Raw genomic sequence first — 12523 nt, forward strand, 5'->3', positions numbered from 1 at the left:
AAGTCAAATCCGCTCTACCATGATGGCCATTCCTTGGCCACCACCGACACATAGGGTAGCGATTCCCCTTTTTTGCTGACGACGAATCAATTCATACACTAAAGTTGTCATGATCTTTGCCCCTGTAGCGCCAAGTGGGTGTCCAAGTGCAATAGCACCGCCATTGATGTTTACCTTTGCCTTATCTAAATTTAATGCTCGGATTACAGCTACTGCCTGGGAGGCGAATGCCTCATTTAATTCAAATAAGTCAATATCCTCAAGTGATAGATTTGTACGTTCTAGCAGCTTTTTCACAGCAAGTACAGGTCCGATTCCCATTACCTCGGGTGAAACCCCGGTAACCGCCCAATCTACGATTCTAGCAATTGGTTTTAATCCTAGTGACATAGCATATTCATCTGATGTTAACACCATCGCTGCCGCACCGTCATTTCTGCCACATGCATTACCAGCTGTAACAGTTCCATTTTCTTTAAATGCAGGCTTAAGCTTTGCAAGGGTTTCAATGGTTGTTTCGGGTCTAGGATGTTCATCTTGTGTAACCAAGATTGTACCTTTTTTCGTTTTTACTTCAACTGGAATAATTTCTTCATAAAATCGGTTACTTTCAATCGCAGTGGCAGCACGGTGTTGACTTTCTAATGCATATACATCCTGTTCTTCCCGCGTAATCGAGTATCGTTTTGCAACAATTTCTGCGGTGATTCCCATGCTCAGATGGTATCCATATTGCTCCGTTGGCTGCTGACCCACTTCGGTGTTAGAATCAATGAGTTTAGGATTATCACCGCCAAAACGGGAATTCCTCAGATAGATTGGAGCATTGCTCATGCTTTCGGTTCCGCCGGCAACCACAATATTTGCATGTCCAAACGCAATTTGCTGCGCAGCAGAAGCAATCGCCTGCATTCCAGAGGCACAGAGACGATTTACAGTAAAAGCAGGTGACGTTTCTGGTACACCTGCTCGTAATGCGGCTACTCTCGCAACATTCGAACTCTCTGTGGTTTGCCTTACTTCCCCTAGTATTACTTCATCTACTTGGCTAGCTGCGATTCCTGCCCTGTTGATAGCTTCTTTGATGACGATTGAGGCCAGCTGTCCAGAATTCAGACTTTTTAATATGCCGCCATATCTCCCCACTGGCGTCCGAACCGCAATAACAATTACGATATCCTTCACAGTCTAACCCCCTTTATCTGTTGAGTGGCTCCAAAGTTTCCTGCACTTCGGTCACTCCAGGTTATTCATAACGACCAATTTACTTAATATTTTACTTATGGTCACTATGAATCTCTTAAAGTTACCGAAACCCTTTTTCATCTTATCCTTCGATCACTATAAGCCTCCTATAGTTACCGAAACCCTTTTCCATCTTATCCTTCGGTCACTATAAACCTCCTTTAGTTACCGAAACCCTTTTCCACCTTATCCTTCGGTCACTATAAACCTTTTATAGTTACCCAAACTCTTTTTCATCTTAACCTTCGGTCACTATAAACCTCCTATAGTTACCCAAACTCTTTTTCATCTTATCCTTCGGTCACTATAAGCCTCCTACAATTACCCAAACCCTTACAAATTTTATCTTTCGGTCACTATAAACCTCTTATAGTTACCCAAACCCTTTTCCATCTTTTCCCTCGGTCACTATAAACCGCTATACTCAATATCCAGTTGCGATGCGATGATGTTTTTCTGTATCTCCGACGATCCTTCATAAATCCTCGTAATTCGAGCATCCCGATAAAATCTCTCAATCGGATAATCTGCAATATAACCAAGTCCACCATGGACCTGCACGGCTTTATCCGCCACCCTGTTATACACCTCTGACCCATAAAGCTTTAACATTGCCGCTTCTTTAATAACTTTCCTTCCTTGGTCAACCATCCATGCCACTCGGTAGGTAAACGAACGCAGTGCCTCAATTTCGACTGCCATTTCCGCTAACATATGGCTGACTGCCTGGTGTTTAATGATAGGTGTACCGAATTGGATACGTTCTTTCGCGTACCTCACAGACATGTCTAGCAGCTTTTGACAGGAACCAAGATTCCTTGACGCTAAACCGGCTCGACCATTTGCTAATATTTTCAACGCATTGACATACCCCTGCCCCTCGGTTCCAAGGACATTTTCGACGGGTACCTCACAATCTTCAAAAATTAATTCAGCCGAATGTGAGCCTCTTAACCCCATTTTCCGCTCTACTGTTCCAATTTGAAAGCCTGGAAAACCCCTTTCAACGATGAAAGAAGTAATCCCTTTTGCTCCTTTCCCCGAGTCAGTAACAGCCATTACTGTAAACACACTGGCTTCAGTTGCATTGGTGATATAATGCTTTAAACCATTGATAATGTATTTATCTCCTTTTCGGACTGCTGTAGTTTTTAAATTGGCGGCATTCGAGCCGGCATCTGGCTCCGTTAGAGCAAAAGCTCCCAATTTTTCACCGCTGGCCATCGCAGGAAGGTATTTATTCTTTTGATCCTCATTACCCATTTCCACGATCCCCACTGTACCAATTCCTGTATGAGCACCAATTAAAGTGGTATAGCCATTGTGCGTTTGACCAATTTCTTCATATAACGCACATTTTCCAACCATTCCAATACCAAGTCCGCCATATTGTTCTGGAATACTGAGACCGAAAAGTCCCATTTCCCTTGATAATTGAATAATTCTTTCAGGAATTTGATTGTCCTCTTCAATTTGCAAAGCAACAGCTTCTACTTCGGTTTGAATGAAATCACGTACATTCTTTTTTAAAATTAAAATATCCTCATCAAATTCAAAGTTCATCTTAATCACCTCATTTCATCCATCTCTAATAGTAATAAACCCAGCCAATAAGCATGTATCTCTCTTTTGGCCGGGTTATCAAGGACTTAGAATTGGTTAAACAACACTTCACCTTTTAAAACTTCATTTCCATTTTGGTTTACAGCCTGAACCTGAAAGCGCAGTTTTTTGTCTACTACTTCTTTTAAGGTTGCTTTAAGTGTAATGACATCATTTAAGAAGACCATTCCTTTAAATCGGATGGAATAATCCTGGACAAAGCCCTCTTCGAAATAAGGCGTAAAAAGCTTTGCAAGATTGCCCATTGTCCACATACCATGAGCAATAATCCCTGGTAATCCAGCTTTGTTTGCTTCCTCATCGATTGTATGAATCGGATTAAAGTCACCGGAGGCACCTGCATATTTTATTAAATCGATTCGTGAGACCGGGTCTAACTGAATTTCTTTAAGTGACTCACCCACCTGTAATTGCGTAAGAGTACTCATTTTGTCAGCACCTTCCTCACTGCTTCAGAAATAACAACAGTTGATGTTGAACTAAATATCACGTCGCCAGCTAGATCTTCACCAAAACTTTCTAAGACAAGAAAACCCATTTCGCCAAAATTACCTTTTTTCTCAAAGTATTTCTTCACCTCGGAGTAACAAAGAAGTCCCTCACCAACGACAAGCGGACGCTTGTAATGAAAGGTTTGCTCCCCGTGAATCAATCCTTTATTCGGCAGATTTAATCCCTCAATCACTCCATAATCAAACGTTCTCGGGAAGGTAGGCGGAGCAATATTGTTTTGATACCTTGAATTTCTACCAGTTTCTTCATCAAAGTAGATAGGATGGAGGTCTCCAATTGCTTCGGCAAATTTTTTAACTGCTCCTCTCTCGACAACGTTTTTCACTTTATTGGAGCGTTTACCAACTTGATCATTGAACAATTTATCTTCGCCTCACTTTATCGATTAATTTTTTGGTCCGCCGGCTACATAAATTACCTGGCCATTAACAAAAGAAGATTTTTCATCAGCAAAGAATTCCACTGCATTGGCAATGTCGGCAGGCTTTCCACTTCTTCCAACAGGGATAGCGGCAACACTCGCTTCAATTAGTTTTTCAAATGGGACACAAAGTCTAGCAGCGGTTTCCATTGTCATTTCAGTCTCAATAAACCCAGGTGCAACAGAGTTTGCCGTAATTCCATATCTCCCCAGTTCAATTGCAAGTGTCTTTGTGAAGCCCTGTAATCCTGCTTTTGCAGCGGCATAGTTAGCTTGACCACGATTGCCAAGAGCTGAAGTCGAAGAAATATTAATAATACGACCATATTTATTTTCCACCATGTACTTTTGTGTTGCTCGTGCAGCATTAAAAGATCCTTTTAAGTGAACATCCATGACTGTTTGCCAATCTGAGTCTGTCATTTTGAATAATAAGTTATCGCGAATAACACCCGCGTTATTAACAAGAATATCAATCGAACCAAATGCTTCGTATGCTTCCTTGATTGCATTTTCTACCTGCTCAGCATCCACTACATTTGCCACCTTTGAAAAAACTTCATAGCCTTTTTCTCTTAGTTCATTTGTTGTCGCTGCTAATGCTTCTTCATTTAAATCAATAAACGCCACTTTTGCGCCTTCTTCAGCAAAACGTTCAACAATTCCTTTTCCAATTCCACGACTTCCACCTGTTACAAACGCTACTCTTCCTGAAAATCTCCCAGCCATTTCTATTCCTCCCAAACAAAATCTAATAACCTAGCTTTTTTAGATAACGCTCACAAAATTAATTAAACGTATTGCCCTACTTTAACATGTCCTTTTATTAGATTTCTTGCAATAATCATACGCTGAATTTCATCGGTACCGTCATAAATTCTCCAAAGTCTTGCTTCCCGGTACCAGCGCTCGATTGGCAATTCCCTTGTATAGCCCATACCACCATGAATTTGCAAAACACGGTCGACAACATTATTTCCCATATTGGCTCCATAAAGCTTTGCCATCGAAGCTAAGTGGCGATTATCTTCTCCGTTATCAAGCGTAAACGCAGCATTTAATACCAGCCATTTAGCTGCTTCAATCTCAACTGCAGAGTCAGCAATTTGCCATTGTATGGCTTGTCTTTCTGCAATTGGTTTTCCAAAGGTGATCCGTTCCTTTGAATAATCAATAGCCATTTTTAATAAGCGCTCTGCTGCACCTACTGCTCTGGCACCAACTACCCATCTTGCAAACCCTATCCATTCCAACCCTAAATTGTAACCCTTGTGTAATTCTCCAAGAATATTTTCTTCTGGAACTCGAACATTATCAAATACTAGTCCGGATGGTCCCCATTCTCCCATGGTATGTATATACTCGGATTTCCAGCCCATATCCCTGTCGACAATAAAGCAGGTAACTCCTTCACGCCCCTGTGTTGATTGATGCAGGCCTTTATCTGTGATGGCTATCGCCATGACAAAATCTGCTTCATTTCCACCTGTGATGAATGTTTTTTCTCCATTTAACACCCAGTCATTCCCATCTTTAACTGCTGTCATTTTTATATTTCTAGTATCAGACCCTGCGCCTGGTTCCGTCATCGCAAAGCAAGATTTTTTCTCACCATTAATAGTAGGAATTAGATATTTCTTCTTTTGTTCTTCGTTACCATAATAAAGGATATTGTCAGCAGACCCGCCAAAGCTAAATGGGACAAACGTCTTTGAAACCTCCATTAATACGATAGCCATCATCATTTGCCCCAGGTTCGCTCCGCCATACTCTTCTGGCGTGTTTATCCCCCAGAAGCCAGCTTCCTTCGCTTTTAACTGAAGTTCTTTAAGTATTCCAGGAGGAAGACTTGACTTACCTTCTCTTTCATTTCTTAGTACTTCATTCTCTAATGGAATTAACTCTTTTTCTACGAATCTTCTAATTGTTTTTTGGACCATCTTTTGTTCATCTGTCAAACGTAAATGCATACCTTTCACTCCATTCATTTTTTAGAATTTAGTATAATAGCCGCTAAATATAATTATGCTGGCAATACCGGATACATACCTACCGGTTGGTATGTCAATCTAATTTTATTCTGAACTTTCAGATAAAACAAGTTTTTTATTAAAAAAGCAGCAAGTTCTTTTCACTATCTTACTGCTCTCGTTAAAAAGGATTTTGCCAATTTGTAACCTTTTTAATGTAATTATGTAGATTTCCAGTTATCTGATATTCCATATTACCTGAATTTTTAGTAGTATAGATATGCAACTATGAAAATTCAGGAAGCTTTCCTTCCAAGGAGAAATAAATGAAGAAAACGAAATTAGTACTTCTATTCTTAATTACTAGTATGATTTGGCTTTATGCAAGTAACTATATCCTGACACATTATATCCCTTCGTCCCTTGATAATTATTTTGAACGAGGGAAAGAAATTTTCTATATTCTTGTGACGGGTGGAATTTTTTATTTTTTTATCCTAAAAAAAGAAGAACTTTATACAACGAAAGAACAAGAAAAACGTTTATCTACCCTTATCAACTCAATGGTAGACTTTGTAAACTTTAAAGATGGTGAAGGACGCTGGATTCAAGCCAATGACTTTGGACTGAAATTATTTCAGCTTGAGAATGTTGATTACTTGGGGAAAAAAGACTCTGAATTAGCAGAATACACCGAGTTTTATTCAGATGCGCTTAAATACTGTGAAGTATCTGACGAAGAAACGTGGGAAAATGGTACCGTAACACGTTGTGAAGAGGTCGTTCCACTGCCCGATGGAAATTCTAAAATATTTGATACGATTAAGGTTCCGTTGTTCCATGAGGACGGAACGAGGGAAGGGTTAGTCATTATTGGTCGGGATATTACGACCCTAAGACAAACAGAAGAGCGCCTTAGCAGAACCGAAAAGCTCTCCGTTGTCGGTGAGTTATCTGCCAGTGTCGCCCACGAGATCAGAAATCCACTAACCTCATTAAAAGGTTTTGTGCAATTATTGCAAATGGAAGATGATAAACACCAAGATTATTATCAAATTATGCTAGATGAATTAAATCGAATTAATCATATTGTAGGTGAGCTCCTGCTCTTAGCGAAACCGCAGCATTTAAAATATTCAAAATTAGCGATTCAAAAAATACTTAATGATGTCATTTCATTATTAGCAGTCGAAGCAACCCTATATAATGTTCAAATTGAATCAAATTTTCAAAAAGAGAATATCATCATTGAGTGTGAGCCAAATCAGTTGAAACAATTATTTATTAATCTAATCAAGAATTCTATTGAAGCTTCAAAAAGTGATAGTAAAATTTCTATCTCTCTTGGTCTAATTGATGATAACCGATTAGGCATAACCATCCAAGATCAAGGCTGTGGTATCTCAAAGGAACGACTACAAAAGATCGGCGAACCCTTCTATTCTTCAAAAGAAAAAGGGACAGGCTTAGGATTAACGGTCAGCTATAAAATTGTACAATCACATAAAGGGACTATTATGTTCGATAGTGAGATTGACCAAGGAACAACGGTTAATATCACCTTACCTGTGGTACAAAATTCTTTATCAGACACCCGCCAGTCAAAAGTAACATCATAAAAAAGGTTCCTTTACGGATTGTAAAGGAACCTTTTTTATGCAGATTGTTTACCTGAACTAACTTTATGTGAATGTTTTCTGCGAAATTCTAGTAGGTGTAATTGAATGATAAAGGCCATTCCCAATATGATTCTTCTCCGATGTCTCTCTTTTCTCTCTTTTGGTCCGTAAACATAACGATTCCAAAAGTAATAAACAGACTCCTCAAGGAGAATAAAAAGTATATATAATCCTGCCGGCACAACAATCAAATACCACATATCAAGAACTCCTTTCGTACGTACTACCTGCCCTTATATGTCTATTGTTCTCACTTCATTATACCCCCTACTCCTTCGACATTTCAGAAATTTCAATCTCCTTATATTTACATAATTCTACATAAATAAAAAAACGCTCGAACTTTGCCTATGTTTAGGCATCCAAGCGTTTCTTCACTCTACATAATTAGTTTGGTTCTTTATATGTTTTGGCACGTTCACTGTCGCTCATACCTTTGGTTGTTGGATCCTGTATGATGCCCATCAATGATAATAAAATAAATATAGCATTAATAAATGTTAAAATGGACTGTTGAATCGAATCTGCTAGTTGAAAATCTGTAACACCTAACGCATTTAGTCCTTGCAATAGCATTTGCGCCACAATCATCAACTGAGCAACAAAAGCCATCACCCAGCTGCGGTTCTTAAAGCGGACCTTCCAGTTGATCATTCCCATATCCCCTTTCTATGTTATAGAGGTTCTTTCTATTAACATATGCTTGGACTGAAAATGGTTGTCCGCAAATATCACAACATCAACAATTAAACTTCTCTTCTCATTGCTCTTAGTACATCCACTCTTGTAGCTCTTTGAGCTGGACGAAGACCTGAAAGGATGGTTACTCCATAACAGATGACGATACAGATAATTGGCAGACTAAGTGGAATATCACTAAAAATAAGTTCAGGAGGTGTTTCCTCCCCAAAAGCCTGTTTGATGATTAAAGGTATAACAAAATTGACAGCATAACTAAGACAATAGGAAACGATGGTCCCAATGAATGCACCAATCAAACCAATATAACTGCTTTCTAATAAAAAGATTCTCTTAATGATACGAGGATTTGCCCCGATTGCTTTCATAATTCCGATATCCGGTGCACGTTCTGTTACTGCCATTGTCATCGTATTGTAAATTCCAATAGAAGCTATTAAGATTGCAATGGTCCCAATAAAGATGAGTCCTGCCTTTGCTATCGCAAACATCAAATTAACTTCCTTTAATTCATTTACAACGGAATAGGTGGCATAGTCTTTTTTCTTAAGGTTATCCACAATGCCCTGCACAGCTTCCATGTTTTTCGCATAGACCTTTACATCATCAAAGGTATTTTTTGAAGCCTCTAAATCTGCCAGATTTACCTGCTTAGCTGAATCCAAAAGTATTCCCTTTGGTGTTCCAGTAAACACCTCAATTTCCTTTAATAGTTCCTCCGAAATATAGACACTCCTGTCTTCTGTCCATTCCTTCGTTGGTTTTTTTGATATCCCTACTACTGTTACAGGGTATACTTTTTCTATTTCTTTCCCATCTTCAATCTTACGAACAGTTAAGTCGATGGTTTCTCCAATTAGTTTGCCGTTATACCGGTACTCTTCCTTTAATTGACCTTGTTCGTCAAAGAATTCGTTTGTTTGTTCACCTTTAACAGCAAGATTAAGTGGAAAATTATAACCGACCACTACTTCAGTCTTACCCTTTCCAAGGCTGCCCTCTGACAATTCAAAACCAGCTTTTATTTCAGAAGGAAAGTTGGCTACTACTGTTTGCGTGCTCTGCTGATAATTTCCAATGGAATAGAACCCTTCCTGCTGGAGCATTTTTCTTCTTGTTACGGCTTTCACATCAGACATCTCTTCGAACGCTTGAACGTCCTTACCATCTAACTGACGGTACCCCCCATTCTCTTTGGTTTCTTGTCCGTATACATCAATTTGTGTCATAATTCGTCGTTCTGTCATTTCCTTAACCACTGATTTTTGTAATCCGAAGCCCACGGAAGCAAGGACAATTAAGAATGCACAGCCCATTGCTGTGGCTAGAATCGTCATGTAAACTCGTGTTCTATTTTTCTTCATATTTTGGCGAACGAAACGGAATTGGTCTCTCAGCTTCATACAAGCACCCCCTGATTAATTCGTCCGTCTTTTAATTCAATCGTTCGATGACCGATATTAGCAACCTTTTCGTCATGGGTAATGATTAAAAATGTTATTCCTAAATCAGTGTTTAACTCCTTGATAAACTTCAATAAATCTTCTTCTGTTTCACTATCAAGACTTCCAGTTGGTTCATCTGCTAGTATGATAGGCGGATTCACGATTAAGGCACGCGCAATACTTACCCTTTGCTGTTGTCCCCCTGATAATTCTCCAGGATAGTGGTCCTGGTAATCTAGTAAGCCAACCTTCGCCAGCATTTCCTCTGTCTGTATTTTTCTTACCGCTTCGCTGACTCCTTTTAAAATTAATGGAAGCTCTACATTTTGAAAGGCTGTCATACTAGGAATCAACTGAAAGCTTTGAAAAATAAAGCCAAGGTTTTTAATTCTAAAATCTGCAAATTTCGACTCATTCAATTGTGATACCTTCTCACCATTAATCCAGATTTCACCCTCTTTTGGATGAATAAAACCACTTACCAGATTTAATAAAGTGGATTTACCAGAACCACTCCGACCTACAATCGTGACAATTTCCCCTTTTTCAACCTCAAAAGAAATATCCTTTAGGATAGGTATAAATGTTTGTTTTCCTTTTTTGCCAACCACAAATTCATGGCTTAAATGTTTTATTGTAATCATAGTTTCCTCCTGTTTCCCTACTTCAACTTAATAGACGATAAGCGATTTCAAAACCCCTACAGGTTTATGAAATTTTTGTTTTTTCATTATAAAATGCTATTATTGGTGTTTTTCTGCTAAAAAATTTATAATGAATAAAGCAAAATTCCTTTTGAAGGAAAGGAGATACAATGGAAAAATTACGCCCATTTTGGGAAATGATTGTCCGTTTCTGGAAAAAGAAGCACATCACACAGCTATTATTATTAGTCATTTTGATTGTCGTGCTCGTAACGATTGTTTATTTCGGCTGGCTTGCAACAAGAGCCAATGTCCAGACTTTAAAGGAAGGTCTTAGCCAACCAACCGTCATTTATGATCGTAATGAAAGTGTGGCAACAAATGTTGCGACCAATCGGACTGGGGGGGTTGAGATTGCAGAGCTCCCGAAATATGTTCCTGGTGCAGTGGTGGCAATTGAAGATGAACGCTTTTATGAACATAATGGATTTGATATTAAAGGCATTACGAGAGCTTTTTTCAATAACTTATTTGCGGGAGATATTACCGGCGGCGGCAGTACTTTAACACAGCAATTAGCGAAAAACGCCTTGCTTTCCCCTGAACAAACCTATAAACGGAAAGCGGAAGAATTATTTTTAGCAGTGAAAATCGAGAAAGTCTATAAAAAAGATGAAATCCTCCAAATGTACTTAAATCAAGTATATTTTGGCGGTGGTGCATGGGGAATTAGTAATGCGTCAAAAAGATATTTTAATAAAGAGATTACGGATGTTACCATCAGCGAAGCAGCACTGCTCGCAGGGTTACTGCAATCACCGAGTTACCTTGACCCATCAAAAAATTATGACATAGCAATGAAACGAAGAAATGTCGTTCTTAGCAAGATGAATGAACTCGGGATGATTACGAAGGAACAATACACTTCGGCAAAGAAAGAAAAGATTGAAATTAAAAGTGGCAGTGGGAGTTTTGTCGAGCGTAAATATCCTTATTATGTGGATGCGGTCCTTAATGAAGCAATCTCTAAATATGGATTAACACAGGAAGAGATATTAACCAGGGGCTATAGAATTTATACAGAATTAGACCAAAGCCTGCAAACGGGACTCGAAAAGGTAAACAATAATAACTCACTGTTTCCAAGAGCTGCAGGTGATCGTATCGTTCAAAGCGGTTCTGTTCTAATGGATCCTGCTTCGGGAGGTGTCCTCGCTCTTGTAGGAGGACGCGGTGAACATGTGTTTAGAGGCTTTAACCGAGCTACCCAATTAAAGGCTCAGCCAGGTTCAACAATTAAGCCACTTGCAGTTTATACTCCTGCCCTTGAGGAAGGCTACACTTTCGACTCAGAACTCGTTGATGAGCCTACTTCTTTTGGAGAATACAAACCTGAAAATTTCTCAAAAACCTATCAGGGAAAGGTTCAGATGTATAAAGCTTTGGAGGAATCGTTAAATGTGCCAGCAGTGTGGCTCTTAAATGAGCTGGGTCTCAAGAAAGGATTAGACAAGCTCAAATCCTTTGGATTACCAGTTGAAGAGGAAGATAAAAACCTTGCGATCGCCTTAGGTGGAATGAGCAAAGGAATATCTCCGCTTCAATTAGCAAATGCATTCTCTGCATTTCCAAGTGGCGGCAAGCGACAAGACAGCCATCTCATTACAAAAATTGTCGGTCCTACCGGAAATATCATTGCGGAACGTGAACCGGAAACCACTCAGGTAACGTCAAAGGATAATGCCAATAAGATGACAGCCATGCTTCTGAATGTGGTAGAATCTGGAACCGGTAAAAACGCAAGCATTCCTGATGTTCAAATAGCTGGTAAAACAGGTTCAACTCAGCTTCCCTTTAATGATATAAATGGGACGAAAGATCAATGGATGGTCGGTTACACACCTAACTTAGTTGCAGCGATATGGATAGGCTATGACCAAACCGATCAACAGCATTATCTTCCAAGCAGCGGTTCTGGTAATGTCGTCCCGATTTTCAAAGAAATCATGAAATCATCAATCCCTCATATACAAAGTGAAACGTTTGATGTTGTTTCGATTAATGACCAATTAGCTGGTAAAGCTCAGACAAGAGAAGAGATAAAAGAGCAGGCCGAAAAAATCAAAGAGGAATTAAATCAAAATGCCCAAAAGCTCGGTGAAAAGCTTCAGGAGAAAGCACCTGTTTGGAAGAAAGGCTTTGAGGATGCGATGATAACTATTGGTAAAGGCATTGATACGGTCATTCAAAAACTTCAAGGCTTAAAGGAATAGCACGCCGTAAT

12 protein-coding genes are annotated in these 12523 nt (G+C 39.3%); 2 read left to right on the top strand and 10 right to left on the bottom strand.

Going from position 1 to position 12523, the window contains the following annotated elements; translation table 11 throughout:
- Positions 1-3: 3 nt before the first annotated feature.
- From ABC255_RS18545 to ABC255_RS18570, 6 genes are all read right to left on the bottom strand, one after another.
- Positions 4-1185 (bottom strand): thiolase family protein, encoded by a 1182-nt coding sequence (locus tag ABC255_RS18545; protein WP_412995785.1) that lies wholly within the window; start codon positions 1183-1185, stop codon positions 4-6.
- A gap of 468 nt (positions 1186-1653) precedes the next feature.
- Positions 1654-2808 (bottom strand): acyl-CoA dehydrogenase family protein, encoded by a 1155-nt coding sequence (locus tag ABC255_RS18550; protein ID WP_412995787.1) that lies wholly within the window; start codon positions 2806-2808, stop codon positions 1654-1656.
- Between the two features lie 86 nt (positions 2809-2894).
- Positions 2895-3296 (bottom strand): MaoC/PaaZ C-terminal domain-containing protein, encoded by a 402-nt coding sequence (locus ABC255_RS18555; protein ID WP_412995788.1) that lies wholly within the window; start codon positions 3294-3296, stop codon positions 2895-2897.
- Complete coding sequence (locus tag ABC255_RS18560; protein ID WP_412995790.1) at positions 3293-3742, bottom strand: MaoC family dehydratase N-terminal domain-containing protein; 450 nt, start codon at positions 3740-3742, stop codon at positions 3293-3295. Before ABC255_RS18560 ends, ABC255_RS18555 begins: the two co-directional genes overlap by 4 nt.
- Before the next feature lie 24 nt (positions 3743-3766).
- Positions 3767-4531 carry a 3-oxoacyl-ACP reductase FabG gene (fabG, locus tag ABC255_RS18565; protein ID WP_412995792.1) on the bottom strand — a complete coding sequence of 255 codons (765 nt, stop codon included), beginning with the start codon at positions 4529-4531 and terminating at the stop codon, positions 3767-3769.
- Between the two features lie 62 nt (positions 4532-4593).
- Positions 4594-5772: an acyl-CoA dehydrogenase family protein gene (locus tag ABC255_RS18570; RefSeq protein ID WP_412995794.1), complete on the bottom strand. Its 1179-nt coding sequence runs from the start codon at positions 5770-5772 to the stop codon at positions 4594-4596.
- 326 nt (positions 5773-6098) lie between these two features.
- Here ABC255_RS18570 and ABC255_RS18575 point away from each other — a divergent pair, with 326 nt between their 5' ends.
- Positions 6099-7391: an ATP-binding protein gene (locus ABC255_RS18575; protein WP_412995796.1), complete on the top strand. Its 1293-nt coding sequence runs from the start codon at positions 6099-6101 to the stop codon at positions 7389-7391.
- Positions 7392-7426: 35 nt separating this feature from the next.
- On the opposite strand, the gene ABC255_RS18580 is transcribed toward ABC255_RS18575, so the two are convergent.
- The 4 genes from ABC255_RS18580 to ABC255_RS18595 form a co-directional block, all read right to left on the bottom strand.
- The gene (locus tag ABC255_RS18580) at positions 7427-7651 is read right to left on the bottom strand and encodes a hypothetical protein (RefSeq protein ID WP_412995798.1); all 225 of its coding nucleotides are present in this window, start codon (positions 7649-7651) and stop codon (positions 7427-7429) included.
- A 187-nt stretch (positions 7652-7838) separates the two neighbouring features.
- The gene (locus ABC255_RS18585) at positions 7839-8105 is read right to left on the bottom strand and encodes a phage holin (protein ID WP_412995799.1); all 267 of its coding nucleotides are present in this window, start codon (positions 8103-8105) and stop codon (positions 7839-7841) included.
- 92 nt (positions 8106-8197) lie between these two features.
- A complete protein-coding gene (locus ABC255_RS18590; protein ID WP_412995803.1) occupies positions 8198-9553 on the bottom strand; it encodes an ABC transporter permease in 1356 nt (451 codons plus the stop codon).
- Positions 9550-10239, bottom strand: coding sequence for an ABC transporter ATP-binding protein (locus tag ABC255_RS18595; protein WP_412995805.1), 690 nt, complete (start codon positions 10237-10239; stop codon positions 9550-9552). The genes ABC255_RS18590 and ABC255_RS18595 overlap by 4 nt, the downstream gene beginning before the upstream one ends.
- A 170-nt stretch (positions 10240-10409) precedes the next feature.
- Here ABC255_RS18595 and ABC255_RS18600 point away from each other — a divergent pair, with 170 nt between their 5' ends.
- The gene (locus tag ABC255_RS18600; RefSeq protein ID WP_412995807.1) at positions 10410-12512 is read left to right on the top strand and encodes a PBP1A family penicillin-binding protein; all 2103 of its coding nucleotides are present in this window, start codon (positions 10410-10412) and stop codon (positions 12510-12512) included.
- The last annotated feature ends 11 nt before the right edge of the window (positions 12513-12523 follow it).

This window comes from Neobacillus canaveralius (genome assembly GCF_047237705.1).
In the GTDB taxonomy this organism is placed as follows: Bacteria; Bacillota; Bacilli; order Bacillales; family Cytobacillaceae; genus Neobacillus; species Neobacillus niacini_K.